Origin of the sequence: Rathayibacter sp. VKM Ac-2926, assembly GCF_022815565.1 — a bacterium.
Classification (GTDB): domain Bacteria; phylum Actinomycetota; class Actinomycetes; order Actinomycetales; family Microbacteriaceae; genus Rathayibacter; species Rathayibacter festucae.
The window spans coordinates 1-25,618 of the sequence record NZ_JALGRS010000018.1 but is presented as its reverse complement, the minus strand read 5'-3'; the positions used below and the strand labels follow the sequence as shown (position 1 = coordinate 25,618).

Here is a 25,618-nt window from a genome sequence, read left to right as displayed (position 1 = left end):
CCGACCGACTCCACGTCAGCCCCCGCAGCGAACGACCTGGACGCGAACGGCTCCACCGGCCCCTCCGCTGCCTCCGCCCCGGCCGAGGCCGCCCCGTCGGAGGCCGCGCACTCCGCCGGCATGTCGACGAAGTCCTCCGGCGACTACGGCGCGAACCAGATCCAGGTCCTCGAGGGCCTCGAGGCGGTCCGCAAGCGCCCCGGCATGTACATCGGCTCGACGGGCCCGCGCGGTCTGCACCACCTGGTCTACGAGATCGTCGACAACGCCGTCGACGAGGCGCTCGCGGGCTACTGCGACAACATCGAGGTCGTCATGCGCGCCGACGGCGGCCTGACCGTCGTCGACAACGGCCGCGGCATCCCGGTCGACATGCACCCCACCGAGGGCATCTCCACCGTCGAGCTCGTCCTGACCGTCCTGCACGCCGGCGGCAAGTTCGGCGGCGGCGGCTACGCCGTCTCCGGTGGTCTGCACGGCGTCGGCTCGTCCGTCGTCAACGCGCTCTCCACCCGCCTCGGGGTCGAGGTGAAGCGCCAGGGCGCCTCCTACAGCATGACCTTCGCGGACGGAGTGCCCGAGGCGCCGCTCGCGAAGGGCGGGCCGAGCGACGAGACCGGCACCACCATCACCTTCTGGCCGAACGCCGAGATCTTCGAGACCGTCGAGTTCGACTACGAGACCCTCCGCGCCCGGTTCCAGCAGATGGCGTTCCTCAACAAGGGCCTCCGCATCGCGCTGACCGACGAGAAGGAGATCGAGTTCGACGGCGAGGGGGAGAACGAGACCTCCGGCCCGCGCAGCGACGTCTTCCTCTACGAGAAGGGCCTCGTCGACTACGTCGAGTACATCAACTCGCTGAAGAAGTCCGATCTCGTGCACTCCGAGATCATCGACTTCGAGTCCGAGGACACCGAGCGCCGCATCTCGCTCGAGGTCGCGATGCAGTGGACGACGGCGTACACCGAGAGCGTGCACACCTACGCGAACACGATCAACACGCACGAGGGCGGCACGCACGAGGAGGGGTTCCGGGCGGCGCTGACGACGCTCGTCAACAAGTACGCGCGCGCGAACAACCTGCTCAAGGACAAGGACGAGAACCTCTCGGGCGACGACATCCGCGAGGGCCTCACCGCCGTCGTGTCGATCAAGCTCGGCGAGCCGCAGTTCGAGGGCCAGACCAAGACCAAGCTCGGCAACACCGAGGCCAAGGCGTTCGTGCAGCGGGTCGCCGGCGAGCAGCTCGCGGACTGGTTCGACCGCAACCCCAACCAGGCCAAGGACATCATCCGGAAGGCGATCCAAGCGGCCTCCGCGCGGATGGCAGCCCGTAAGGCGCGGGAGACCGCGCGTCGCAAGGGCCTGCTCGAGGGCGGCGGCATGCCGGGCAAGCTCAAGGACTGCCAGTCGAAGGACCCGTCGATCTCCGAGATCTTCATCGTCGAGGGCGACTCGGCCGGCGGCTCCGCCGTCCAGGGCCGCAACCCCGAGACCCAGGCGATCCTCCCCCTCCGCGGCAAGATCCTCAACGTCGAGAAGGCCCGCCTCGACCGCGCCCTCGGCAACAACGAGGTCCAGGCGATGATCACGGCCTTCGGAGCCGGCATCGGCGAGGACTTCAACCCCGACAAGGCGCGGTACCACAAGATCATCCTGATGGCCGACGCCGATGTCGACGGCCAGCACATCACGACGCTGCTGCTGACCCTGCTGTTCCGCTACATGCGCCCACTGATCGACCTCGGCTACGTCTACCTCGCGCAGCCGCCGCTCTACCGCCTCAAGTGGTCGAACTCGCCGCACGAGTACGTCTACAGCGACCGGGAGCGCGACGCGCTGCTCGCGCACGGCGCCGCGTCGAACAAGCGCATGCCCAAGGAGAACGGGATCCAGCGCTACAAGGGTCTCGGCGAGATGGACTACAAGGAGCTGTGGGAGACCACGATGGACCCCGCCACGCGGACCCTCCTCCAGGTCACCCTCGACGACGCGGCCGCCGCCGACGAGATCTTCTCGACCCTGATGGGCGAGGACGTCGAATCCCGCCGCTCCTTCATTCAAAAAAACGCGAAGGACGTCCGGTTCCTCGACATCTAGCGATGTCGAGGAATCGGACGTCCTTCGAAAGGCGGCAGCCCGGCGGTCCTGTGGACCGCCGCCGCGACCACCTCGAAGACGTGACGGCGACCCTCAATGGGTCGCATTCCCGACAAGCACCACACAGCGGCCTCAGCGGCCGGCGACGACAACACTGACACCCAGCGCGACCCGCCCCCGTCACGACCCGGGGCCCGGACCCACCTGAGAAGACAGAGATCATGGCAGACGAATCAGACACCCCCACCGGACCGGACGACGGCGAGGACATCGTCACCGAGACCGGTGTCGTGATCCACGGGCACGACAAGATCGAGCCGGTCGACCTCCAGCTCGAGATGCAGCGCTCCTACCTCGACTACGCGATGAGCGTCATCGTGGGCCGCGCGCTGCCCGAGGTGCGCGACGGCCTGAAGCCCGTGCACCGCCGCGTGATCTATGCGATGTACGACGGCGGCTACCGCCCCGACAAGGCGTTCTCCAAGTGCTCCCGCGTCGTCGGCGACGTGATGGGCCAGTTCCACCCCCACGGCGACTCGGCGATCTACGACGCCCTCGTGCGCCTCGTCCAGCCGTGGAGCCTCCGCTACCCGCTGGCGCTCGGCCAGGGCAACTTCGGTTCCCCCGGCAACGACGGCGCCGCGGCCCCCCGCTACACCGAGACCAAGATGGCCCCGCTGGCCCTCGAGATGGTCCGGGACATCGACAAGAACACCGTCGACTTCCAGGACAACTACGACGGCCGCACCCGCGAGCCGGCGATCCTGCCCGCGCGCTTCCCCAATCTGCTGGTCAACGGCTCGGTCGGCATCGCGGTGGGCATGGCCACCAACATCCCGCCGCACAACCTCCGCGAGGTCGCCGCCGGCGCGAAGTGGGCGCTGGAGAACCCGGAGGCGTCGCGCGAGGAGCTGCTCGAGGCGCTGCTGCAGCGCATCAAGGGCCCCGACTTCCCCACCGGGGCGCAGATCCTCGGCGTCCGCGGCATCCAGGACGCGTACCGCACGGGCCGCGGCTCGATCACGATGCGCGCCGTCGTCTCGATCGAGGAGATCCAGGGCCGCACCTGCCTCGTGGTCACCGAGCTGCCGTACCAGGTGAACCCGGACAACCTCGCGATCAAGATCGCCGAGCTGGTCAAGGACGGCCGAGTCTCCGGCATCGCCGACATCCGCGACGAGACCTCGGGCCGCACCGGCCAGCGCCTCGTCGTCGTGCTCAAGCGCGATGCGGTCGCGAAGGTCGTGCTGAACAACCTCTACAAGCACACCCCGCTGCAGGAGAACTTCGGCGCGAACATGCTCGCGATCGTCGACGGCATCCCGCGCACGCTCTCGCTCGACGGCTTCATCCGCGCGTGGGTCGACCACCAAGTCGAGGTCGTCGTCCGCCGCACCCAGTACCTGCTCGACGAGGCCGAGGCGCGGATCCACATCCTGCGCGGCTACCTCAAGGCGCTCGACGCGCTCGACGAGGTCATCGCCCTCATCCGCCGCTCCCCCACCGTGGAGGAGGCCCGCGACGGCCTGATGGAGCTCCTCGACATCGACGAGGTGCAGTCGCGCGCGATCCTCGACATGCAGCTGCGCCGGCTCGCCGCCCTCGAGCGCCAGAAGATCATCGACGAGCACGACAGGATCCAGGCCGAGATCGAGGACTACAAGTCGATCCTCGCGAGCCCGGAGCGCCAGCGGACGATCATCTCGGACGAGCTCGACGAGATCGTCGACCGCTTCGGCGACGACCGCCGCACCGAGATCCTCTTCGGCTTCGACGGCGACATGAGCGTCGAGGACCTGATCCCCGAGGAGGAGATGGTCGTCACCGTCACCCGCGGCGGCTACCTCAAGCGCACCCGGAGCGACTCGTACCGCGCCCAGCACCGCGGCGGCCGCGGCGTGCGCGGCGCCCAGCTCAAGGCCGACGACATCGTCGAGCACTTCTTCGTCACCACGACGCACCACTGGCTGCTGTTCTTCACGAACACCGGCCGCGTGTACCGCGCCAAGACGTACGAGCTGCAGGAGGTGAGCCGCGACGCGAAGGGCCAGCACATCGCGAACCTCCTCGCGCTGGAGCCCGGCGAGCAGATCGCGCAGATCCTCGACATCCGCGACTACGAGGCGGCCCGCTACCTCGTCCTCGCCACCCGCGACGGCCTCGTCAAGAAGACGGCGCTGATGGAGTACGACACCAACCGCTCCGGCGGCATCATCGCGATCAAGCTCCGCGAGGGCGACGAGCTCGTCTCCGCGCTCCTGGTCGACGAGGACAGCGACGTGCTGCTCGTCTCCCGCAAGGGCATGTCGATCCGCTTCACCGCCTCGGACCAGGCGCTGCGCCCGATGGGCCGCTCCACCTCCGGAGTGATGGGCATGTCGTTCCGCGGCGACGACCGACTGCTGGACGCCAACGTCGTCAGCGACGAGGGCTACGTCTTCGTCGTGACCGAGGGCGGCTACGCGAAGCGCACCGCGGTCGACCAGTACCGGCTCCAGGGCCGCGGTGGTCTGGGCATCAAGGTGGCCAAGCTCGAGGAGAAGCGCGGCGACCTGGTGGGCGCCATCATCACCGGGGAGGACGACGAGGTGCTCGTCGTCCTCGCCAGTGGCAAGGTGGTACGCTCTGCCGTGGCCGAGGTACCGGCCAAGGGTCGCGACACCATGGGAGTCGTCTTCGCACGATTCGCAGACGACGACCGCATCATCGCACTCGCCAAGAACACCGAACGCAATCTCGACGCCCAGGACGAGGATCCCGACGCCGCGGCGTCGGCCGAGTCCGAAGCGGTGTCGGAGGAGGATGAGTCCGTCGATGAGTAGCACGGTCGCCGAGAAGCTCGCCAAGAAGTCCGCGAAGAGCCCGGCGGCGAAGCAGGTCAGACTCAAGCTGGTGTACGTCGACTTCTGGTCGGCCGTCAAGCTGTCGTTCCTGCTCGGTCTGACGTTGGCGATCATCACGATCGTCGTCGTCTACCTCGTCTACACGGTGCTCGCGCAGACCGGCGTCTTCGACGAGGTCAACGGCCTCGTCCAGGACATCGCCGGCGCGGAGGCGTTCGACCTCAACACGATCATCTCGCTGCCCCAGATCATGGGCTTCGCGGTCGTCGTCGCGGTGCTGAACACCATCGTCACCACCGCCCTCGGGGCGATCGTGGCGCTGCTGTACAACCTCAGCGTCAAGATCACCGGCGGCCTGCTGGTCGGCTTCACCAACCAGTAGGGCGGAGCGGCCGATTGGGATTCTGACCCGGTGTCGGGTAGAGTCACATCTGGCCATTTCGGGGGTATAGCTCAGGCGGTTAGAGCGCTTCACTGATAATGAAGAGGTCCCAGGTTCAAGTCCTGGTACCCCCACGTGCCGAACGGCCCGACATCGCGAGGTGTCGGGCCGTTCCACTCTCGCCGGCGTTCCGCCGCCGGTCCGGGGCCTTAGCTCAGTTGGTAGAGCGCCTGCTTTGCAAGCAGGATGTCAGGAGTTCGAATCTCCTAGGCTCCACACTCGAACCCGTCCGCGGGTCCTCCTCACCCGCTGTGCGTGCCGTGCCGCGGTCGGCGCGCTCTGGCGGCGAAGTCGTCGAGGGCCGCCAGGACCTCCACGGCCTCGAACGATCGGTTCCTGCGTCCCGCTCGCGACTGCGTGAGGACTCCGGCCTCGACGAGCTTCTGCACGGAGGCCTCCGCTGTCGGGAAGCTCACCCCGAGCTCGGCGGTGACGAGCGCGATCGTGACCACGGGCTGACGGAGCAGCAGCTGCCGCAGTGCATGCACCGAGGAGTCGCTCCGCGCGCGGATGCCGGCGTCCCACCGCGCTCCGATCGCCGCGATGTCCGCGGCGAGTCGCCGTCCGTTCTGCACGGCGGCGAAGGCGGCGTCGGCGAGTGTCTCGATGATCGGGCGGACATGCCCGGAGCGGTAGGCGGTCAGCGCGTCGAAGTAGCGCTTCATGTCGCCGAGCAGCCCGGCTGAGACGGGGACCGTGACGTTCTCCGTGACGCCGGCAGCGCGGAGCATGCCCTGGACGAGCGCGCGACCTGTCCTGCCGTTGCCGTCCGGGAAGGGATGGACGGTCTCGAACTGCGCATGCGCGATCGCCACCTGCGCGAGGACGGGGACGTCGACCCGGCGCGCGAACTCCATGACATCGAGCATCAGCGCCGGGACGCGCTCGCGATGCGGAGGAACGAAGACGGCTCCGTGCGGAGACACCCCGCCTCCGCCGATCCACACCTGCTGGTCGCGCCAGTGCCCGGCGATGTCGGGGGCCGTGCTCTCCAGCAGGACGCGATGCATGGTGAGCACGGCATCGGTGTCCAGCTCGTCGGACAGCGCGATCGCCGCTTCCATCGCGGCGACGTTGCGGACGACCAGCTGAGCGTTCGTCGACGAGGAATCGCCGAGCTCGGCGAGCGCGACCTGCTTGGCACTCGCGGTGAGCTGCTCGACCTCGGAGCTCGATGCGCTCTCGGTCCGCAGCAGGATGGAGGCGAAGGGCGCGGTGAGGGTGCCGACCTGAGCATCGAACCGCGTCAGCTCCCGGCTCGCATCCTCGCTGACGGCGAGCAGATCGGAGGGCAGCGAGACGTCGAGGTCCGCGACGAAGGGCGGGACCGCTGCTCGATACGGGCCGGGCGCGGCGCGGAGGAGTCGGCGCGACGCCACCTCGTCCCCGCTCCGCCGCCACGGTCGTTGCTCGAAGCCGACCGCAGGCCAGGATCCGTGGCTCTGAGGGCTCTCATCCTCGGTCATCCTCGAGTGTACTCAAGGAAAAATGGATAAACCTTAATAAGGGCTCTCCGGACTGCGAGCAACTCGTCCTCTGGCGGGCGGCGGCGGGGTCAGCGGGGCTGACAGGCCAGGCCGAGGAAGTTCTCGACGGAGAGGGTCTCGGAGGTGCCGTCGCGGATGTCGCCGACGATGATCTCGCCGACGGACAGGGTGTCGAACTGCTCGGCGGTGAAGACCACGGGGCGGCCGATGACCGATCCGCCGACGGCGTAGGCGCCGAGAGTGAGGTCGACGCCCAGGGGGAAGCGCTCGATCTCCCGGTCGGCGGGCCAGACGGTGCGGCCGGCGAGGTCGGTCGCGCCGATGTCGTCGACGGGCTCCGGGGCGACCCAGCGGGTGATCCGCCGCGAGCGATCACCGATCAGCAGGGGAGCGGTGTCCTCGACGGCGAGGTCGAGGCCGTCGACGGCTCCCGAGCAGACGACGACGACGCCGAGCACCTCGGCGCGCTGCCCGCCGCGGCCGATGCCGACGGTCGCCTCCGAGACGGGCTCCGTGGCGCAGCCGGACAGCGTCAGCGAGGCCGTGGCCGCCAGCACGACCGCGACGCTGGCGACTCGACGACGATGCGGCACGAGGTCACCCTACGGCGAGGGCGAGCGCGGAGAGCGCCTGGGGGAGCGATGGCGCTCCCTCCGCACGGAACACCGCGCGGCCGTCGGCGTCGCGGACCACGACCGTCGGGGTGGAGCGGATGTCCGCGGCTTCCGCTGCCTCGGGCGCGAAGGCGACGTCGAACTCGCGGATCTCCGCTGCGGGGACGAGCTCCGCCGCGCGCTCGAGCACGGAGCGGGCCGCGTTGCAGGCGCCGCAGAACGCGGACGTGTAGAGCTCGACGATCACAGGGGAGACAACGCCGGCGGGCATCAGACGATTCCTCGGGAGGCGGATCTCGATACGCCCGCTGCGCGGGCTGCTCGATCAGCATGGAGCGGCCGGACCGCGGCGGACCGAGGCTGACGCGGAGGAGCATCGCAGTCCGTCGGCGATGCAGCACGGCCGGCCGGCGCTGCATGCTGGTCGAGTAGCCCCGCAGGGGCGTATCGAGACCCGTCGTCAGCGCAGCGACCAGGCCTCGTTCATCGTCAGGGCGACGTCGATCAGCTCGACGCGCTCGAGGCCCTCGACCTCGGCCAGGGGGAACCACGCGGCGGCGTCGGTCGACCCGTCGACCTCGTGGGTCAGCTCGCCGCCGGTCACGCGAGCGCGGTAGACGACGCGGATCGCGTGCAGCGGGCCGGCGTCGGGGTCGCTGCGGCGATGCGCGGGGATCACGTGCGAGTCGACGCCGATCAGCCCCTCGAGCTCGGCGTGGTAGCCGGTCTCCTCGAAGATCTCCCTCACGGCAGCGTCCGCGGGCGACTCGCCCTCGTCGATCCCGCCACCGGGAAGCGTCCACGCCTCCCAGGGCCCCTGACTCCAGTGCGCGAGGAGCATGCGCTCGCCGTCGATGATCACGCCGTACGCGGCGACCCGGATGTCCACCTCAGCAGCCTAACCGCGGACCGCGCACCACCGGACACGCGTGAGGCCCGGACCCGCAGTGCGGTGTCCGGGCCTCACGCGGCGACTCAGGAAGCGGTCGACGCCGGCGACTGCGCGGCGCTGGCCGGCTCGTCCTCGGCGACCCACAGCTCGTCGTCGGCGCGGAACGTCTGCCAGACGGCGTAGCCGATGCCTCCGACGGCGACGAGGGCGGCGCCGATCGCGAAGACCGTGCCGACCTTGTTCTTCTTCTTCGGGGGAGTGGTGAGCTCCTCCCAGCGCGCCTTCGAGATCTCGGCGAGCTTCGCGCGGTTCTTCGAGTCCTTGGCGGCCTCGAACGCGGCCGCGGCGGTGCCGCCGACAGCGGCGAAGGTCGGGAGGACCTTGTGCTTGTAGGCGTCGCGTGCGGAGGAGTACGTGCCCTCGACGGCGGAGACCCCGTTGTCGTAGACGGGCTTCACCCGGCTCGAGTAGGCGTCCTTGACGGCCGGCACGACCTCCTTCTTCGCGTACTTGGTCGCGTGGCGGCGGCTCTTCTCGAGAACGGAGGCGGCGTGCGCCAGCACCTCCTGCTGCTCACTCCAGACCGCCTCGGCGTTCTTGCGGAGGCGCTTGAGATCCTTCTTGTGCTTACGTGACAGACCCACTTGGTCCTCCATCGGCTACGAGCGGCGAACAACGGCTCAATACTGCCACTCATCCCGCGACCCGCGCATAGCGCACCCAGCGCATTGACACCCGGCGTTGCGGAGCCCTACAGAGCCGCTGTGCGAGAATCCACCCATGCCTTTGCACACCGCAGTCGCGACGTTCCACACGACCAAGGGCGACATCGTCGTCAACCTCTACGGCAACCACGCGCCGAAGACGGTCCGCAACTTCGTCGGTCTCGCGACCGGCGACATCGAATGGACCCACCCGGCGACGGGCGCGAAGACGAAGGAGCCGCTCTACAACGGCACCGTCTTCCACCGCATCATCCCCGACTTCATGCTCCAGGGCGGCGACCCGCTCGGCCAGGGCATCGGCGGCCCGGGCTACCAGTTCGACGACGAGATCAACTCGGAGCTCGACTTCACCCAGCCCTACATCCTCGCGATGGCGAACGCCGGCAAGCAGGCGGGGCGCGGCACCAACGGCTCGCAGTTCTTCATCACCGTCGCGCCGACCACCTGGCTCCAGGGCAAGCACACCATCTTCGGCGCCGTCGCCGACGACGAGTCCAAGAAGGTCGTCGACGCGCTGTCGGCCGTGGCGACCGACGGTCGCGACAAGCCCCTCGAGGACGTCGTCATCGAGAGCGTCGAGATCACCGAGGTCTGAGCGCCTCTCCACCACTCATCGAGGGTCGGGTCCGTCTGGGCCCGGCCCTCGTTCTCTCTCTCCCGGAGGAACGTCCGTGACCCAGGTCCCGCCGAGCAGCAGCACCTACACCTGCTACCGCCACCCCGATCGCCAGAGCTTCGTGCGCTGCCAGCGGTGCGGTCGCACGATCTGCGGCGAGTGCCAGACCCCCGCCCCGGTCGGCGTCATCTGCCCGGACGACATGGCGCAGCAGCGCAGCGAGGCCCCGCGCGTCCGCGGACCGCTCGTGTCACGGGTCCGGGCGATGACTCGGGCCGACCAGCCGACCGTCACCTACGCGATCATCGCGCTCTGCGTCCTGGTCTGGATCCTCGAGGTGCTCCCCTTCATCGGGAACACCGTGCTCAACGCGATCGCCTACTTCCCGGCGTACACGCTGCCCGGCTTCGGCGCGGGCTTCGAGCCGTGGCGGATGATCACGTCGATCTTCGCGCACAGCACATCCCTCTTCTTCGTGGTGCCCTTCCACCTCCTGCTGAACATGTACACGCTGTGGGTCTTCGGCATGGCGCTCGAGCGGATGCTCGGCCGCGGGCGCTACCTGACGCTGTTCCTCCTCAGCGGCTTCGCCGGCTCGGTCGGCGTCCTGCTCCTCTCCAGCCCGCTGACGCCGGTGATCGGCGCCTCGGGCGCCATCTTCGGGCTGATGGGCGCATACCTCGTGATCCTCCGCCACCTCGGCGGGCAGGCCTCGCAGCTGTTGGTGCTGGTCGGGCTCAACCTCGTGATCGGCTTCCTGCCCGGGATGAACGTCGCCTGGCAGGCGCACGTCGGCGGCCTGGTGGCCGGTGCTCTCATCGGGCTGGTCTTCACGCGGACGCGGCAGCGCTCGCAGCGGCGCACTCAGAACCTTCTCGTCGGGCTGATCGGCGTCGGCCTCGTGGCGATCACCGTCGGGGCGTACGTCCTGGCCTGAGCCGCCTCGGCGCCGCCCCACGAGCTCGTCCACAGGGCGTCCAAGACTGTCCACAGCATCCGTCCACAGCTGGGGACGAAGTTATCCACAGAGTTGTTAACACTGGGGAGAACTACGCCGCTGTCATTCGGAGCAGCCGGTGGGACGGCCTCCTGATCGGCGATCCTGCCCTGTCACGCCGCCGATGCGTGCCCGATCAGGCTCCGCATCCGCGGACTGGCGCGAGGTCCGGAGTTGTCCACAGGAGTTTCAACACCTGGGGATAATTACACGCGTGTAGTTCGCCGTCGCGGGGCGGAGACGACCGTGGCGTCGAGGTCCTCGTCGAGGAGGATCGACGGGTCGAATCCCACGTCCGCGAAGAGTGCCGCCGTCCGCTCCGCCTGCTCTCGACTGGTCTCGATGACGACCGCGCCGTCGTCGCTCAGCCAGGGCAGGACCTCCGCCGCGATCCGGCGGTGCAGCGCGAGGCCGTCACCTCCGCCGTCGAGGGTCGACGCCGGCTCGTGCAGGCGGGCCTCCGGCGGCATCAGGGCGATCGCCGCGGTCGGCACGTAGGGCGCATTGACCACGACGAGGTCGATCCGGCCTCGGAGATCCTCGGGGAGGGCAGCGAACAGGTCGCCCCGGTGGACGGAGGCGAGTCCCGCCAGGGTCCGCCGGGCGCAGGCGACCGCGGCGGGGGAGAGGTCGGCCGCGTGGACGGTGAGGCCGTCGCGCTCCTCGAGAAGGGCCCGCCCGATCGCTCCGACACCGCAGCAGAGGTCGAGGACGGTCGCGGGCCCTCTCCCGTCCAGCAGTTCGAGCGCCGCGTCGACGACGGCCTCGGTGCGCCGTCGGGGCACGAAGACGCCGGGGGAGACCGGAACGCGCAGCCCGCGGAAGGCGACCCAGCCGAGGATCTGCTCGAGCGGCTCCCCGGCCTCACGGCGCCGCAGGAGCGCGTCGAGGCGGTCCGAGTCGGCCGCCGCCTCGTGCAGGAGCTCCGCCTCCTCCTCCGCGAAGACGCAGCCCGCCGCACGCAGGCGCGCGACGGACGATGCGAGGGCCGGCGGGAGACCCGATCCCGGGGACGACGAACGCCCCGTCGGCGGACCGGACGGGGCGTCGTTCATGCTGGTGTGATCAGCGCCAGCGGGTCGTCATGAGGAAGCCGATGAAGGCGATCCCGAAGCCGATGAGGATGTTCGCGTTGCCGAGATCCGGCACGGGGAGCGTGCCCTGGCTCACGTAGAAGACGATGATCCACGCGAGACCCAGCAGCATGAACCCGAACATGACGGGCTTGAACCACACCGGATTGGGTGCGTCCTCACCGGTCCGGGCCTCGTCGCGCTCGGGCTTCGGGCTCTTCGTCGCTCGTGCCATGCCTTCCACTGTACCGGGCGACGGCCGTCGACCGGGAGCGCGAGGCCGGGGGGATGCCGTGCAGGCGCGCAGGAGCGGCTGTGCGGAACGCGCCAGGGGCCGCGGAGCCCGTCGGACGCGCGCGCCCCGCGCCTAGACTCGTCGCATGACCGCCCCGTCGCCCGCTGCCGCACCGCTGCGACCGCGCGACCGACGAGAGCGCACAGGGCGACCGCGCCGCCGCCTGACATTCTTCGGCGTCCTCGGCGAGCTGCTCATGACGGCCGGAGCGCTCGTCCTGCTCTATCTGGGCTGGCAGCTCTGGTGGAACGACGCGGTGATCGCCGGCCAGCAGACCTCCGAGGCCGCGGAGCTCCGGCAGAGCTGGGGTGATGCCGCTCCCGCACCGGAGCCCTCGACGGTGCCGAGCGAGACCCCCGCCGGCTTCGGTGATCCGGTGATCGCTCCGGTGGCGGCACTCGACACCTCCTTCGGCAACCTCTACATCCCGCGCTACGGCGAGGGCTGGGTCCGCACCATCGCGGAGGGCGTGGACGCCGAGAACGTCCTCGACGAAGGCAGCATCGGCCACTACCCGGGCACGCAGATGCCGGGCGAGGTGGGGAACTTCGCCCTCGCGGCGCACCGCAGCGCCTACGGCGGCGGCATGCACCTGATCGACGAGCTCCAGCTCGGCGACGCGATCTACATCGAGACGGCGGACGGCTGGTACACCTACCGGTTCCGGAACCTCGAGTACGTGCAGCCCTCGGAGATCCAGGTCATCGATCCCGTCCCGTGGACGACGGGCGCCGTCGCGACCGACCGGCTGATCACCCTCACGAGTTGCAATCCGCTCTACTCCACCGCCGAGCGGATCATCGCCTACGGCGTCTTCGAGTCCTGGCAGCCGCGCTCCGCGGGTGCGCCGGCCGAGATCGCCGCGTCTCTCGCGCAGGAGGGCTGACCGTGTACTCGGCACTCTGGCGGGTCCTGCCCGGACCCTGGTGGCTCCGGCTGCTCTTCGTGATCGTGCTGGTGGTGGCGGTGCTCGCCGCACTCGCCGAGTGGGTCTTCCCCTGGGTGCAGTCGCTCGTGCTCGATCAGAACGTCACCGTCGGGACGTGAGCCGGCCCCCGAGGCGGTCGCCGCGATGACGCGGATCCTGGTCGTCGACAACTACGACAGCTTCGTCTTCACGCTCGTCGCCTACCTGCGCGAGGCCGGGGCGGAGGTCGACGTCGTCGAGGGAGCGGAGCTGGCTCCGCGCGACGCGATCGAGCGCGCAGCGGGGAGCGACGGGATCGTGCTGTCGCCCGGGCCGGGCCGACCGGAGGTCGTCCCCACGTCGGTGGCGCTCGCCCGGCACGCCCTGGCCGAGGCGCAGCCGCTCCTCGGGGTCTGCCTCGGGCACCAGGTTCTCGCTCACGCCCTCGGTGCCCGCGTCCGCGAGGCCCCGGAGCTGATGCACGGCCGGACCTCGGCGGTCGTGCACGACGGCGATCCGCTGTTCTCCGGGATCCCGTCAGGGTTCACGGCGATGCGCTACCACTCGCTGGCCGTCCAGCGCTCGACACTGCCTGCGGAGCTCGCCGTCATCGCGGGGACCGCCGAGGGGGTCGTGATGGCGCTGCGCCATCGGTCCGCGCCCGCGGTCGGCGTCCAGTTCCACCCCGAATCCGTTCTCACCGAGGGCGGTCGTCGGCTGATCTCGAACTGGCTCGTCGAGACGGAGCTGCCCCGTCCGACCCGATAGGCGCGGAGCGGAATGCGGAGCCCAGTCGTTGCGAACGCTCGGGCACCGCTTATCGAACCGGCCGAGCAGGCTCATTCACCGCTTATCGACGCACCATTCGCAGCTTGCTGTCCGAGAAATCACCCGTACTTGTGTCCCCCTGATGGGGGTCCCACATGAGCGTCAGAAGGGGTGCGATCCGCGCCACCGACGCGCTATGAGAGCGCGCACTCGTTCCGGGATCCGCGCCACGACAGGGAAGTCCCACTCGCGTGCTTCCGCGATCCCCCCGAGCGGGTGGCGTGATTTGACGGAGCCCTGGCGGATGATGCGGGGGGCTCGACGGGCATAATCGGAGGGCGCCGGTTAGGGGACCGGTGCCGTCGAGAAGAGAATTCCGAGGCATCACATGGTGGAATCGATTTCTTGGGCTTATTCCGGAATTCGCGAGCTCGAGACACTGGGCCCGCGCATCGTCGTCAAGCCGGGCACTGTTCCGCGCATGGCGGGCTCCGGTTTCACCGCGGCCGGCATCAGCGTCGTCCTCTTGACGACCTCGCCGCTGCGGGTCCTCCGGGGGACCTGGGGCGCCGACGACACGTCGATGCTGAGCTTCAGCTTCCTGATCGAGGGCGCAGTCCGGCTCGTCGGGCCGGATCGGACGGTGCTCCTGCGGCCGGGCTCGATCGCCTACCAGCCGGGGACCACCACCTTCACCACAGAGTCGACGATGCCCGTCACCTCCCTCCAGATCACGATCCGCGCGGACGAGATGCGCCGCTACGGCTTCGATCTCGGCTCGAACGTGTACGCGCTCGATCCGGACGCCCGGTCCACCCGTGCGGCTTTCGCCTTCACGACGGCGTTCGCGCTCGCGGCGGAGTCGGGCACGGGACTCCCGTCCGACCACGAGGTCGACGGCTTCGGGCACGTGGTCAAGCAGCTGCTCGTGAGCGCCTTCCTCGCCTCGGCCGGCTCTCAGCCCGGGACGACGAGCGTGCGCGCGGCGACCCTCGGCCGAGCGCGGACCGTGATCGACCGGACTCACCGGACCCCGCGGTGCACCCCGGAGGCGGTCGCGGACGCGGTCAACGTGTCCACGCGGTCGCTGCAGCGGCTCTTCGAGGACGCGGGGACGACGGTGGCGAGCGAGATCGAGCGCGCGCGGGTCGCCAGCGCCGTCGAGCTGCTCCGGCGCCGACCGCGCGAGGTGCCGCTCGAGGCCATCGCTGCGGCGTCGGGCTTCTCGTCCGCCGATCACCTCCGCCGGGCGTTGAAGCGCCGCGAGGGTCTCACTCCGAGCGACATCCGCGGAAGGGTGGGGACGTCGATGGAGGCCGGCTCGCCGGACGACGGGGTGCTGCGGCTCGCGCCGCCGCTCGCGGACGCTGCCTGGCGCGCGTAGAGCAGCGGGTGTCGTCCATGCTGATCGAGTAGCCCGCGCAGCGGGCGTATCGAGCGGAGAGGGCGCCTTCGGCGCCAGCGCAGGGCGGGGAGGAGACCGACGTCCTCGGGGTGGGCGGGTCTCGATACGCCCCTCCGGGACTACTCGACCAGCATGTTCTGCAGGCGTCTCTTCCACGGCGGGTCTCCCGCGAGAGATCACCTTGTCGGCGTGGGGATCCTCATGCTGATCGAGGAGCCCGCGCCGCGGGCGTCTCGAGATCCACCAGCGCCGGGAGGACGAGTCGGCAGACCATTTCTGCTGGCGACGGTGGGTCTCGATACGCCCCTCAGGGCGCGAGGGTCAACCGGCGCAGAAGCCGAGCTCGACGGTCGAGCCCTGGGGGACGTCGCCCGGGGCGATCGACTGGGTGGTGATCGGGGGGTTGGCCCGGACGGAGTCGCAGGTCTCGTCGGGAGCCTCCTCGCCGATCAGCTGGAGCTGCTCGGACGCCAGGGTGGCGAGGGCGGTGCTCAGCGTCTGGCCGACGAGGTCGGGCAGGGTCACCTGGCCCGAGGAGACGACGAGGTCGACCGGCGTTCCCGGGGCGAGCTGCTGGCCGCCGGCAGGAGTGCTGGAGAGCACCACGTCGCCCGGCACGGTGGGCGAGTTCTGGCGGGTCTGCGATCCCTCCGAGAAGCCGGCCCCGGTGAGGGCGGCGATCGCCTCCTCGAGGGTCGACCCCGCCGTCTCGGGAACGGCCACCGGCTGGGCGCCCTGAGAGACGTAGACACGGATGACCGTCTCGGGCGCGACGATGGTGCCGGAGCCGGGATCGGTGCGGATCACCTCGCCGGCCGGGACCGTGTCGCTGAACTCGGCGAGCTGACTCGCCACCAGGTCGAGCTCGGTGAGGGTCGACTGCGCGCTGTCGTAGCTGGTGCCCGTCAGCACGGGGACCTCGCGCGACTGCGAGGGCAGCGTGGTCGTCGGCTGGAGCGTGAGCACCCAGATCACCAGCGCCGCAACGATGACGGCGAGCACGACGATCGACGACCAGATCCAGAGCACCGGCGGGCGGCGCTGGGTGCGGACGATCGAGTTGTCCTCCGCGAGCTGGCGCAGCGCGAGCTCGGAGTCGTTCATGCCGCCGCCGCTGCGTGCGGCGAAGAGAGACGTGGTCAGCTCGTCGATCGGGCGGTGGTCGGGGAGGCGGCCGGCCGCGGCGTCGCGCAGGTCGTCGCGGAACTCGGCCGCTCCCTGGAAGCGCTCGTAGCGGTCCTTCGACAGCGCTCGGGCGACGACGCCGTCGAGGGCGGGCGAGACGGCGGGATTGATCGAGCTGGGCGCCGGGGGCGTCTCGCTGACGTGCTGGTAGGCGACGGCCACCGGGGTGTCCCCGCGGAAGGGAGCGCGGCCGGTGAGCAGCTCGAAGAGGACGATGCCGGCGGAGTAGAGGTCGCTGCGCGCGTCGACCTGCTCGCCCTTCGCCTGCTCCGGCGAGAAGTAGGCGGCGGTGCCGAGGATGGCGGTGGTCTGCGCCACGGTCGCGGCGGAGTCGGAGACGGCGCGGGCGATCCCGAAGTCCATCACCTTCACCTGGCCCGAGGGGGTCAGCATGATGTTGCCGGGCTTGATGTCGCGGTGGACGACCCCCGCGCGGTGCGAGTACTCGAGCGCGGTGAGGATGCCCTCGGTGATGCGGACGGCCTCGTCGACCTCGACCGGTCCCTCCGCGATGACGTCCTTCAGCAGGCGCCCCTCGATGTGCTCCATCACGATGAACGGACGGCGCGACTCCGCACCGGTGTCGTCGAGCGAGACCTCCTCGCCGGCGTCGAACACGCGGACGATGGTCGGGTGCGACATGCGGGACGCGGACTGCGCCTCCTGCCGGAAGCGCAGGCGGAACGCGGAGTCGGAGGACAGCGAGAGCTTGAGCTCCTTGATCGCGACCGTGCGCCCCAGGCGGGTGTCGGTGCCGAGGTAGACCTCGGACATCCCACCGCGACCGAGCCGGGGCCCGACCTGGTACCGTCCTGCGATCAGGCGTCCCTCATCCGTCACGCGCACGCTCCCGCCCTGTACTTCCGTGTGGCACGGCCCCCGGGGAGCCACGGCAAGTGTACCCGGGCGCCTCCTGGCAGCCCGGCGCGCGACGCCGGGTCCTCGACGCGCCGACCGGAAGGCCGCTGAAAGCGAGGAGCCCGCCCTCCGGTTCCGCGGTCGCGGTCGGAGGGCGGGCTCGTTCGAGCGGGGAGGGTCAGCGCTCGTCGGGGGCGTTCGATGCCGGCGCCGACGAGGTCGGGGTGGCCGTCGACGTCGGGGTCTGCGTCGGGGTCGGGGCCACGACGGGGACCGAGAGGGTCGGCGAGGCGGGGGACTCGGGCTCGCCGCAGAGCACCGTGTAGGTGATGTCGATCGTGCCCGCGGACTCGCCGGCCTGGATCGTCGCGGTGGTCGACGTCGACGGGTTGGTGCTCGTCACGGTCGCGCCTTCGCCGGCCACGGTCACGCGGTAACCGGTCACGGAGGTTCCGCTCGGGCACTGGTTGTAGTTGCTCCAGGTGACGTTGAACGTGTCGCCGGGCTCGACGCTCGACGCGGCGGGGGTGACGGTCGGGACGGCGGTCGGGGCACCGGGGACGGCGACCTCGGTGTAGGTCGTGACGACGATCGTGGTGCCCTTGATCACGTTGGCGGTCGGGTTGACCTCCTCGACCGCGCCGACCTGGTCCGAGCTGGGGGCGCTGGACCCCTCCTCGCGCTGGACGCCCATCCCGAGCTCGGTGAGCTCGGCCTCGACCTCGTCGAAGGGGCGGCCGACGTAGTCGGAGGAGTTGATGACGACGATGTTCGAGCTCGGCGTCGCCGACGGGGTCTGCGAGGGGGACGGCGCCTGCGACGGGGTCTGGCTGACCGTCTGGCTCGGCGTCGGCTCGGCCTCGGTGCCGCCGTTGCTGGTCAGCGCGAAGATCGTGCCGCCGATCACCACGGCGAGGATCACGATCAGGGCGACGAGCGGCCAGGTCCAGGGGCTGCGCTTGCGCGGCTCCTCGGCCTCGATCGTCTCGTCCAGGGCGCCCGTCGGCGGGTTCGCCGCGAAGGCGGTGGTCGCTCCGGCGCCGAGAATCGTCGTCGCCTGGGTCGCGTTTCCCGCGGCGGAGGGCAGGACGGTCGTGGCCTGGGTGTTGGGCAGGTCGGCGGCGACGGCCGGCACCGCGAGGGCGGCACCGCGGACGTCGCCCGAGCGCAGGGCCTGCGCGGCGCGGGCGAGGTGCGCGGCGGTCGCCGGCCGGTCGACCGGCTTCTTCGCGATGCAGGAGTAGACCAGGTTGCGCACGGGCTCCGCGACCGTGACCGGCAGCTCCGGCGGGGTGTCGTTGATCTGGGCCATCGCGATGGCGACCTGCGACTCGCCGGTGAACGGCCGGCGGCCTGCCAGGCACTCGTACGCGACGATGCCCAGCGAGTAGATGTCCGTCGCGGGGGAGGCTGGCTGGCCGCTCGCCTGCTCCGGGGAGAGGTACTGAACGGTGCCCATGACCTGGCCGGTCGCGGTGAGCGGGACCTGGTCGGCGATGCGGGCGATGCCGAAGTCGGTGATCTTCACGCGGCCGTCGGGCGTGATCAGGAGATTGCCGGGCTTCACGTCGCGGTGCACCAGGCCCGCGGCGTGTGCTGCGTGCAGGGCCAGCGCGGTCTGCGCGACGATGTCGAGGACCTTGTCAGTCGACAGCACACGCTCGCGCTCGAGGACCGTGGAGAGCGCCTCGCCGGGCACCAGCTCCATCACGAGGTAGGCCGAGCCGTCCTCCTCGCCGTAGTCGTAGACGTTGGCGATGCCCTCGTGGTTGACGAGCGCGGCGTGCCGGGCCTCGGCGCGGAAGCGCTCGAGGAACCCGGGGTCGCCGAGGTACTCGTCCTTGAGGATCTTGATCGCGATCGTGCGGCCGATGACGAGATCCGTCGCCTGCCACACCTCTCCCATGCCGCCGATGGCGATCCGGGACTGCAGTTCGTAGCGTCCCCCGAAGGTGAGGCCTGATGTGGGTCTCATTTGTTCAGCACCGCCTCTAGTACCTGTTGTGCGATGGGTGCGGCGATCAGGTTGCCGTACCCGGTCTGGCCGAGCCCCCCGCCGTCCTCCACGAGGACGGTGATGGCGTACTGCGGATCGTCCGCAGGAGCGAATCCGGTGAACCAGAGGGTGTACGGGTCGTCCCCGCCGTTCTCAGCGGTGCCGGTCTTACCGGCCACCGTGACGCCACCTATTGTTGCATTCGTCGCCGCGCCGCCCTGGACGCTGGCGACCATCATGGCCTTCACGGCGTCCGCCGTCTCGGTGCTCACGGCCCGGCCGAGCGACTTCTCCTCGAAGCGCTGCAGCACGCTGAGGTCCTGCGAGCGGATGACGTCGACGAGGTTCGGCTGCATCACCTCGCCGCCGTTCGCGATCGCCGCGGAGACCATCGCGATCTGCAGCGGAGTCGCGCGCACCTCGTACTGGCCGAAGGCGGTCAGCGCCGTCTGCGCGTCGTCGGTGGTCTGCGGGTAGGTGCTCGCCTCGACCGACATCGGGATCTCGAGCTCGGTGTCGAAGCCGAACTTCTCCGCCTGGGCGCGGATCGCGGCGGCGCCGAGCTGCACGCCCATCTCGGCCATCGGCACGTTGCAGGAGAGCGAGACCGCCGTGGCGAGGGTCACCGTGTCTCCGGAGCCGCAGAGGCCGCCGCCGGAGTTGGTCACCTGCGAGCTCGAGCCCGGCAGGGTGTACGCCTGGACGTTCGGGAAGCTGGAGTCCGGCGTGAAGCGGCCGGACTCGAGGGCGGCCGAGGCGACGACGAGCTTGAAGACCGAGCCGGGCGGGTTGAGCGAGCCGCCGATCGCGCGGTTGACGAGCGGATCGGTCGGGTCGTCGTTCAGCGCGCGGTACGCCGCGAGGACGTCGTCGGTGTCGTGCGACGCCAGAGCGGTCGGGTCGAAGGTCGGCTTGGAGACCATCGCGAGGATGCGGCCGGTGGCCGGCTCGGTGACGACGACCGCTCCGGTGTAGTCGCCGAGGGCGTCGAACGCCGCCTGCTGCGCGACCGGGTCGATCGAGAGCTCGACCGAGGCGCCCTTGGGGTCCTGGCCGGTGACGAGGTTGTTGATCTCGTCGAAGAACTGCGAGTTCGAGGTGCCGGAGAGGTAGTCGTTCAGCGAGCGCTCGATGCCCGTCGTGCCCTGGTTCAGGGTGAAGTAGCCGGTCACCGCCGAGTAGAGCGGTCCGTTCGCGTACTGGCGCTGGAACTTGTAGATGTCGTCGGACGGCGTCGAGGAGGCGATGGGCTCCCCGCCGGCGAGGATGACGCCGCGCTCCGTCGAGAAGCTCTCGTACAGCGTCCGGGTGTTCCGGGAGTCCTCGGAGAGGGTGTCGGCCTGGAGGACCTGGATGGTGGAGGTGGACACGAAGAGGGCCACGAACATCGCCAGGACGACGAAGCTCACGCGCTTGAGTTCTCGGTTCATCGGGGAGTCACACCACCAGACGCGGCTGATTGCGCACTGTGTCGGACAGGCGGAGCAGGACGGCGACGATCATCCAGTTCGCGACGAGCGACGAGCCGCCGGCGGCGAGGAACGGCGTGGTGAGGCCGGTGAGCGGGATGACGCGGGTGACACCGCCGATGACGATGAAGCACTGCAGGGCGATCACGAACGAGAGCCCGACGCCGAGGAGCCTGCCGAAGTCGTCCTGGCCGGCGAAGCCGATCCGGAAGCCGCGCGAGACCAGCAGGAGGTAGAGGCCGAAGATCGCGAAGAGGCCGGCGAGGCCGAGCTCCTCGCCCAGGCTCGCGATGATGTAGTCCGACTGCGGGACCGGGGTGATGTCGGGCATGCCCTGGCCGAGGCCGGTGCCGAGCAGGCCGCCGTGCGCGAGGCCGAACAGTCCCTGCACGAGCTGGTAGCTGCCGCCGGGGTCGGCGCCGTAGCGGTCGGAGCTGAAGGCGTCGAGCCAGTTCGCGAAGCGGTTGCCGACATAGCCGAGGGTCTGGCTGGCGAGGATCGCGCCGCCGAGGAAGAGGCCGACGCCGATCAGCACCCAGCTGGTGCGGCCGGTCGCCACGTAGAGCATCACGAGGAAGAGGCCGAAGTAGAGCAGCGCGGTGCCGAGGTCGCGCTGGAAGACGATGACGCCCATCGTCACCGCCCAGACCACGAGGATCGGACCGAGGTCGCGCAGCCGCGGGAAGCGCATCTTCAGGAAGGTCTTGCCGACCATCGAGAGCGAGTCGCGGTTGCGGACGAGGTAGCCGGCGAAGAAGACCGCGAGCGCGATCTTGGCGATCTCGCCGGGCTGGAAGCTGAAGAAGTCGCCGATGCCGATCCAGACGCGGGCGCCGCTGACCTCCTTGCCGATGAACGGCAGGAGGGGGAGCAGGAGCAGCACGATCGCCGCGAATCCGGCCACGTAGGTGTAACGGAAGAGGACGCGGTGGTTGCGGATCACCAGCAGGACGACGATCGCGGCGACGATCGCGAGGCCGCTCCAGATGATCTGCCGGACGGCGACCGACTCCCAGCCGGTCGCGCCGTCGGCGATGTCGATCCGGTAGATCTCGGCGACGCCGAGCCCGTTGAGGACGGTGGCGATCGGCAGGAGGAAGGGATCGGCCTCGGGCGCCGCGAAGCGCAGCACGACGTGGACGACCAGCACGAGGCCGGAGAGGCCGGCGCCGAGCGAGACGAGGGTGGTGTCGACCGCGCCGAGGGCGCCGAGCTGGACCAGGACGATCGCCGAGGCGTCGATCAGGCAGGCGCCTATCAGCAGCAGGAGCTCGAGGTTGCGCAGGCGCTGGCGGAGGAAGCGCGGGCGCTCGCGGGTCACGGGGGGAGTGGCGGTGGCGGTCACGGTGCTCCGTTCGCGTCCGTCAGGCGCTCGACGATGTCGACCGCGCCGGCGTAGGAGTCGGCGCTGATCGTCTGCTCGAGCTGCTCGACGTCGTAGTCGCGGAGGGAGTCGAGGGGGATCCCCGTGTCCTCCTTCACTCCGGAGAGCGAGAGCGGGCCGACCGACTGCTGGATGCCCTGGTAGATGATCACGTTCTGGCCGTCGGTGCCGACGTAGAAGCGCGACTGCGTCCAGTCGTAGGCGAGCAGGACGCCGAGGAAACCGGCGATCAGCACGAGCGAGAGGCCGACGAGCCAGGTGATCCGGCGGCGCAGGTGCCGGCGGCGGTCCTCCTCGATCAGCTCGTCGAGGTAGTCCTCGGACGCGGGCTCGAAGTGGGTCGGGCCCTGGGCGGCCGGGGCGCGGGTGTGCAGGCGGAGGCCGGGGATGCGGATCCGGTTCTGCGAGTCGTCGGTGCTGAGCGGCGTCGGCGCGGCGGCGGAGCCGACGATCACGGGCTCTGCCGTCGGCGCGAGGATCTGCGCGGTGTCGCCGGCGCCCGGGACGTCGAGGATGACGACGGTCACGTTGTCCGGTGCGCCGTGCGAGAGGCTGTCGCGGATCAGGCGGTCGGCGACCTGCTGCGCCGTCTCGTCCCGGGAGAGCTCCTTCTGGATCTCGTCGTGCGGGACGACGCCGGAGAGGCCGTCGGAGCAGATCAGCCAGCGGTCGTTCGGCTCGGTCTCGAGGGTGAGGGTGTCGATCTCGGGATTCGTGTGCACGTCGCCGAGGACCCGCATGAGGACGGAGCGGCGCGGGTGCGTCATCGCCTCCTCCTCGGTGATGCGGCCGGAGTCGACGAGTCGCTGGACGAAGGTGTGGTCGGTGGTGACCTGCTCGAGCTTGCCGTCGCGCAGCACGTAGATCCGGGAGTCGCCGATGTGCGCGATGGCGACCGACTCGCCCACGCGGACGATGGCGCTGACGGTGGTGCCCATGCCGGTGAGCTCGGGGTGGTCGACGACGGCGTCGGCCAGCATCGTGTTCGCGGCGAGGAGGGTGCGCTTCAGCTCGTCCTCCGCCTCGTAGGTGGAGGCGTAGGTGCGGTCGGCCTGGGCGATGCGCTTGATAGCGATGGAGGAGGCGACGTCGCCGCCCGCGTGCCCGCCCATCCCGTCGGCGACGACGAAGAGCTGCCGGCCCGCGTAGCCGGAGTCCTGGTTGTTGGAGCGGATGCGGCCGACGTGCGAGACGGCGGCGCTCTCGCGCGTGACGCCCGTCTCCGCGGCGCTGTCGGGTGTGGCTGCCACGCGCTACGACCGCCGCAGCTCGAAGGTCGTCGTGCCGACCTTGACCGGGGTGTTCAGCGGCACCTTGGTGGGGGCGCCGACGCGGCGGCCGTCGAGGAACGTGCCGTTGGTGGAGTCGAGGTCCTGGATCATCCACTCGTCGTTCCAGATCAGCAGGCGCGCGTGGTGCGTCGAGGTGTAGTCGTCGCGGATCACCAGCGCCGACTCCGAGGAGCGGCCGATCGTGAGCGGCTCGCCGTTGAGCTCGAGCTCGGTGCCGCGCTTCGGGCCCGAGGTGATGACGAGGCGCTGCGCGGTGTGCACGGTGGCGACGCCGCCGGAGTCGGTGCGCTCCTCGCGGGGGCGCCGCGCGGAGGGGGCCGACGGCTGGGGTGCGGGGGCGGGGACCGCCGCGGCGGCCACGACGGGCTGCGCGGCCGTGACGAACGGAGCGGCGTCCTGGCCGGCGGCCGGCTGCTGGCCGGCGGGCAGCTTGCGCACCCGCTGGCCGAACAGGTCGGAGCGCAGCGCGTAGACGATGCCGAACACGAAGAACCACAGCAGCGCGAGGAACGCGATGCGCAGGAGGAAGAGAGTGAGCTCGCTCATAGCCGGTCGTCCCAGAATCCCTCGGAGGAGCGCCCGGACGGACCGGACGGCGAGCGGTCGGCGCGCGCGGGTGCGGCGCCCTGGACGACGCGGAAGACGATCCGCGTGCGTCCGATCGAGATGGTCTGCCCGGGCGAGAGCGGCGCCTGGGTGACGGGCTTGCCGTCGAGCTTGGATCCGTTGGTGGAGCCGAGGTCGTGGACCTGGGCGCGGACGCCGTCCCAGAGGATCTCGACGTGCTTGCGGGAGGTGCCGGAGTCGTCGACCGTGATGTCGGCGTCGCTGCCGCGGCCGATGACCGTCCTGGACTTCGTGATCGGGTAGCGCTTGCCGTCGATCTCGAGCGCGGGCGTGGAGGCGACGACGCCCTTGACGCTGCGGGAGTCGACCTCGACCATCCCGGCGCTGAGCGACTCGTCGGCGGCGAGGGAGATGTCGATCGGGCCGGAGAAGCGGAAGCCCTGCTTCTTGGCGTGCTCGGTGGCGACCGTGGTGAGCTCGTCGATGAGCGTCGGGCCCATCCGCTCCATCCGGTCGAGGTCGGCGGCGGACATGCGCAGGGTCAGCTGGTTGGGCACGAGGATGCGGTCGCGGGTGACCACGGCCGCCGTGGTGTCGAGCTCGCGGCGGAGAGCGGAGGCGAGCTCGACCGGCTGCAGACCCGACTTGAAGGTCCGAGCGAAAGCGCCGTTGACGACGCGCTCGAGTCCCTTCTCGAAGTTGTCCAGAATGCCCACAGTCTTCCGATCTTCCGTTTCTTCGCCTCTCGGCGGTCGCGTTGGGATCGAGGTGTCTGCGCGCCCGGTCCGCTTCCGATCTCGTGTCTGCGCCGCGCACGGCTACGGGCATGTTACTGGGATGCTCTGGATACGGCCTCCCCGAGCGGGATTCGGGCTGCGGAGCGCGCCGGTGCGGACGGGTGGGCTCCGGCGTGTGGAACGGCGTCCGGCACGCTCGAATACGCCGATCTCGCGAGCCGAGGACCGTTCTGCGAGCCCGAGGTGGCACGCGAATCCCGTGGTCGCGGGGCCCGGTTTCCGGTGTCGGCCGTGGGGGTGCTAGTCTTTCTCGTCGGTGCTTCGGTGCCGTTGGTGAGCGCGAGTGGCGGAATAGGCAGACGCGCACGGTTCAGGTCCGTGTGCCCGAAAGGGCGTGGGGGTTCAACTCCCCCCTCGCGCACCAGAGACACAGCCCCCGATCGGAATCCGGTCGGGGGCTGTGCTGTTTCCGGCTGTGCTGTTCCCGGCCGTGTCGTTCCCGAGCCGTTCGCCGACGCCGGGACACCGGGGGAGGGGCGCGTGTTCACCGGGCGGATGCCGAGGGTGGGCACTGTCGGTAACATGATCGCTCTCCGCGCCGACGTCGGCGGCCTCGACTCGCGGGCGCTGCCCGAGCTGCTCCGCCGACTCCGCCGGCACCGGCACGTGCAGGTGGGCGGGCGTCAGTGGATCGCGGTGCTGCCCGAGGTCGGCTCGGTGCTCCTCACGGACGGCGCCGAGCTCGTGCTCGACGTGCTGGTGGAGCGGCGGGCGCTGCTGCCGATCGTCATCGACGCTCTCGAGGCGGAGTTGCGGCGCGACGGCTTCCGTGAGCGGCTCGCCCTCCGATGGTCGACCCCCGACGCGGTCCCCGTCCCCTTCCGCTGACACCCGGCGCCCCCCGCGAGATGCCACTTGTGCACGCCTTTCACGGCGTGTCGCGTGCACAAGTGGCATCTCGCGGAG

At 70.2% G+C, this 25,618-nt stretch carries 24 protein-coding genes and 3 tRNA genes; 13 read left to right on the top strand and 14 right to left on the bottom strand.

Going from position 1 to position 25,618, the window contains the following annotated elements:
* Positions 1-120: 120 nt before the first annotated feature.
* The 5 genes from gyrB (at position 121) to MT351_RS18810 (ending at position 5,601) form a co-directional block, all read left to right on the top strand.
* Positions 121-2,100, top strand: coding sequence for a DNA topoisomerase (ATP-hydrolyzing) subunit B (gyrB, locus tag MT351_RS18830; protein ID WP_132437453.1), 1,980 nt, complete (start codon positions 121-123; stop codon positions 2,098-2,100).
* A gap of 221 nt (positions 2,101-2,321) precedes the next feature.
* A complete protein-coding gene (gene gyrA / locus MT351_RS18825; protein WP_123447256.1) occupies positions 2,322-4,922 on the top strand; it encodes a DNA gyrase subunit A in 2,601 nt (866 codons plus the stop codon).
* A complete protein-coding gene (locus MT351_RS18820; RefSeq protein WP_123447255.1) occupies positions 4,915-5,325 on the top strand; it encodes a DUF3566 domain-containing protein in 411 nt (136 codons plus the stop codon). The genes gyrA and MT351_RS18820 overlap by 8 nt, the downstream gene beginning before the upstream one ends.
* Positions 5,326-5,385: 60 nt before the next feature.
* Positions 5,386-5,459 (top strand) — tRNA-Ile (locus tag MT351_RS18815).
* Between the two features lie 69 nt (positions 5,460-5,528).
* A tRNA-Ala gene (locus MT351_RS18810) sits at positions 5,529-5,601 on the top strand.
* Between the two features lie 26 nt (positions 5,602-5,627).
* On the opposite strand, the gene MT351_RS18805 is transcribed toward MT351_RS18810, so the two are convergent.
* The 5 genes from MT351_RS18805 to MT351_RS18785 all read right to left on the bottom strand — a co-directional run bounded on the left by MT351_RS18805 (position 5,628) and on the right by MT351_RS18785 (position 9,022).
* Positions 5,628-6,764, bottom strand: a complete 1,137-nt coding sequence (locus MT351_RS18805; RefSeq protein ID WP_243582951.1) for a Fic family protein — start codon at positions 6,762-6,764, stop codon at positions 5,628-5,630.
* Between the two features lie 176 nt (positions 6,765-6,940).
* Complete coding sequence (locus tag MT351_RS18800) at positions 6,941-7,465, bottom strand: hypothetical protein (RefSeq protein WP_132437318.1); 525 nt, start codon at positions 7,463-7,465, stop codon at positions 6,941-6,943.
* Between the two features lie 4 nt (positions 7,466-7,469).
* Entirely contained in the window at positions 7,470-7,757 is a 288-nt protein-coding gene (locus tag MT351_RS18795) for a thioredoxin family protein (RefSeq protein ID WP_132437319.1), read from the bottom strand.
* Positions 7,758-7,946: 189 nt separating this feature from the next.
* A complete protein-coding gene (locus MT351_RS18790; protein ID WP_123736156.1) occupies positions 7,947-8,375 on the bottom strand; it encodes an NUDIX hydrolase in 429 nt (142 codons plus the stop codon).
* 86 nt (positions 8,376-8,461) lie between these two features.
* The gene (locus MT351_RS18785) at positions 8,462-9,022 is read right to left on the bottom strand and encodes a hypothetical protein (RefSeq protein WP_123706109.1); all 561 of its coding nucleotides are present in this window, start codon (positions 9,020-9,022) and stop codon (positions 8,462-8,464) included.
* 136 nt (positions 9,023-9,158) lie between these two features.
* Between MT351_RS18785 and MT351_RS18780 the strand changes: the two genes are divergently transcribed.
* Both MT351_RS18780 and MT351_RS18775 read left to right on the top strand, forming a co-directional pair.
* Positions 9,159-9,698 (top strand): peptidylprolyl isomerase, encoded by a 540-nt coding sequence (locus MT351_RS18780; protein WP_123447250.1) that lies wholly within the window; start codon positions 9,159-9,161, stop codon positions 9,696-9,698.
* Positions 9,699-9,774: 76 nt separating this feature from the next.
* The gene (locus MT351_RS18775; RefSeq protein ID WP_123447249.1) at positions 9,775-10,656 is read left to right on the top strand and encodes a rhomboid family intramembrane serine protease; all 882 of its coding nucleotides are present in this window, start codon (positions 9,775-9,777) and stop codon (positions 10,654-10,656) included.
* 266 nt (positions 10,657-10,922) lie between these two features.
* On the opposite strand, the gene MT351_RS18770 is transcribed toward MT351_RS18775, so the two are convergent.
* A complete protein-coding gene (locus MT351_RS18770; RefSeq protein WP_132437320.1) occupies positions 10,923-11,771 on the bottom strand; it encodes a putative protein N(5)-glutamine methyltransferase in 849 nt (282 codons plus the stop codon).
* A gap of 10 nt (positions 11,772-11,781) precedes the next feature.
* Positions 11,782-12,024 carry a cell division protein CrgA gene (locus MT351_RS18765; protein WP_123447247.1) on the bottom strand — a complete coding sequence of 81 codons (243 nt, stop codon included), beginning with the start codon at positions 12,022-12,024 and terminating at the stop codon, positions 11,782-11,784.
* A gap of 145 nt (positions 12,025-12,169) precedes the next feature.
* On the opposite strand from MT351_RS18765, the gene MT351_RS18760 reads away from it, so the two are divergent.
* The 4 genes from MT351_RS18760 (at position 12,170) to MT351_RS18745 (ending at position 15,143) form a co-directional block, all read left to right on the top strand.
* Positions 12,170-12,970 (top strand): class E sortase, encoded by an 801-nt coding sequence (locus MT351_RS18760; RefSeq protein WP_132437321.1) that lies wholly within the window; start codon positions 12,170-12,172, stop codon positions 12,968-12,970.
* Positions 12,971-12,972: 2 nt separating this feature from the next.
* Entirely contained in the window at positions 12,973-13,131 is a 159-nt protein-coding gene (locus MT351_RS18755; RefSeq protein WP_165909114.1) for a hypothetical protein, read from the top strand.
* 25 nt (positions 13,132-13,156) lie between these two features.
* On the top strand, positions 13,157-13,759 hold the full coding sequence (locus MT351_RS18750; RefSeq protein WP_132437322.1) for an aminodeoxychorismate/anthranilate synthase component II: 603 nt from the start codon (positions 13,157-13,159) through the stop codon (positions 13,757-13,759).
* A 481-nt stretch (positions 13,760-14,240) separates the two neighbouring features.
* Positions 14,241-15,143, top strand: a complete 903-nt coding sequence (locus tag MT351_RS18745; protein WP_243582950.1) for a helix-turn-helix domain-containing protein — start codon at positions 14,241-14,243, stop codon at positions 15,141-15,143.
* A gap of 342 nt (positions 15,144-15,485) precedes the next feature.
* On the opposite strand, the gene pknB is transcribed toward MT351_RS18745, so the two are convergent.
* From pknB to MT351_RS18710, 7 genes are all read right to left on the bottom strand, one after another.
* Positions 15,486-17,189: a Stk1 family PASTA domain-containing Ser/Thr kinase gene (gene pknB, locus MT351_RS18740; RefSeq protein WP_123736306.1), complete on the bottom strand. Its 1,704-nt coding sequence runs from the start codon at positions 17,187-17,189 to the stop codon at positions 15,486-15,488.
* A 196-nt stretch (positions 17,190-17,385) separates the two neighbouring features.
* On the bottom strand, positions 17,386-19,182 hold the full coding sequence (locus MT351_RS18735; RefSeq protein WP_132437323.1) for a protein kinase: 1,797 nt from the start codon (positions 19,180-19,182) through the stop codon (positions 17,386-17,388).
* The gene (locus tag MT351_RS18730) at positions 19,179-20,633 is read right to left on the bottom strand and encodes a penicillin-binding protein 2 (protein ID WP_132437324.1); all 1,455 of its coding nucleotides are present in this window, start codon (positions 20,631-20,633) and stop codon (positions 19,179-19,181) included. The genes MT351_RS18735 and MT351_RS18730 overlap by 4 nt, the downstream gene beginning before the upstream one ends.
* 7 nt (positions 20,634-20,640) lie before the next feature.
* Positions 20,641-22,017 carry an FtsW/RodA/SpoVE family cell cycle protein gene (locus tag MT351_RS18725; protein WP_132437325.1) on the bottom strand — a complete coding sequence of 459 codons (1,377 nt, stop codon included), beginning with the start codon at positions 22,015-22,017 and terminating at the stop codon, positions 20,641-20,643.
* A complete protein-coding gene (locus MT351_RS18720; protein WP_123447238.1) occupies positions 22,014-23,306 on the bottom strand; it encodes a Stp1/IreP family PP2C-type Ser/Thr phosphatase in 1,293 nt (430 codons plus the stop codon). Before MT351_RS18720 ends, MT351_RS18725 begins: the two co-directional genes overlap by 4 nt.
* Positions 23,307-23,309: 3 nt before the next feature.
* Positions 23,310-23,894, bottom strand: a complete 585-nt coding sequence (locus MT351_RS18715; RefSeq protein ID WP_123706102.1) for an FHA domain-containing protein — start codon at positions 23,892-23,894, stop codon at positions 23,310-23,312.
* Complete coding sequence (locus MT351_RS18710; protein ID WP_123447236.1) at positions 23,891-24,631, bottom strand: DUF3662 and FHA domain-containing protein; 741 nt, start codon at positions 24,629-24,631, stop codon at positions 23,891-23,893. Before MT351_RS18710 ends, MT351_RS18715 begins: the two co-directional genes overlap by 4 nt.
* A 358-nt stretch (positions 24,632-24,989) precedes the next feature.
* Here MT351_RS18710 and MT351_RS18705 point away from each other — a divergent pair.
* Both MT351_RS18705 and MT351_RS18700 read left to right on the top strand, forming a co-directional pair.
* Positions 24,990-25,076 (top strand) — tRNA-Leu (locus MT351_RS18705).
* A 158-nt stretch (positions 25,077-25,234) separates the two neighbouring features.
* Positions 25,235-25,540, top strand: coding sequence for a hypothetical protein (locus tag MT351_RS18700; RefSeq protein ID WP_123706100.1), 306 nt, complete (start codon positions 25,235-25,237; stop codon positions 25,538-25,540).
* Positions 25,541-25,618: the final 78 nt, after the last annotated feature.

Coding starts and splice junctions, on each gene's coding strand:
- gyrB (WP_132437453.1), top strand. CDS start 121: ATGTCGACGAAGTCCTCCGGCGACTACGGCGCGAACCAGATCCAGGTC.
- gyrA (WP_123447256.1), top strand. CDS start 2,322: ATGGCAGACGAATCAGACACCCCCACCGGACCGGACGACGGCGAGGAC.
- MT351_RS18820 (WP_123447255.1), top strand. CDS start 4,915: ATGAGTAGCACGGTCGCCGAGAAGCTCGCCAAGAAGTCCGCGAAGAGC.
- MT351_RS18795 (WP_132437319.1), bottom strand. CDS start 7,757: ATGCCCGCCGGCGTTGTCTCCCCTGTGATCGTCGAGCTCTACACGTCC.
- MT351_RS18780 (WP_123447250.1), top strand. CDS start 9,159: ATGCCTTTGCACACCGCAGTCGCGACGTTCCACACGACCAAGGGCGAC.
- MT351_RS18770 (WP_132437320.1), bottom strand. CDS start 11,771: ATGAACGACGCCCCGTCCGGTCCGCCGACGGGGCGTTCGTCGTCCCCG.
- MT351_RS18765 (WP_123447247.1), bottom strand. CDS start 12,024: ATGGCACGAGCGACGAAGAGCCCGAAGCCCGAGCGCGACGAGGCCCGG.
- MT351_RS18760 (WP_132437321.1), top strand. CDS start 12,170: ATGACCGCCCCGTCGCCCGCTGCCGCACCGCTGCGACCGCGCGACCGA.
- MT351_RS18750 (WP_132437322.1), top strand. CDS start 13,157: ATGACGCGGATCCTGGTCGTCGACAACTACGACAGCTTCGTCTTCACG.
- MT351_RS18745 (WP_243582950.1), top strand. CDS start 14,241: ATGGCGGGCTCCGGTTTCACCGCGGCCGGCATCAGCGTCGTCCTCTTG.
- MT351_RS18735 (WP_132437323.1), bottom strand. CDS start 19,182: ATGAGACCCACATCAGGCCTCACCTTCGGGGGACGCTACGAACTGCAG.
- MT351_RS18730 (WP_132437324.1), bottom strand. CDS start 20,633: ATGAACCGAGAACTCAAGCGCGTGAGCTTCGTCGTCCTGGCGATGTTC.
- MT351_RS18715 (WP_123706102.1), bottom strand. CDS start 23,894: ATGAGCGAGCTCACTCTCTTCCTCCTGCGCATCGCGTTCCTCGCGCTG.
- MT351_RS18700 (WP_123706100.1), top strand. CDS start 25,235: ATGATCGCTCTCCGCGCCGACGTCGGCGGCCTCGACTCGCGGGCGCTG.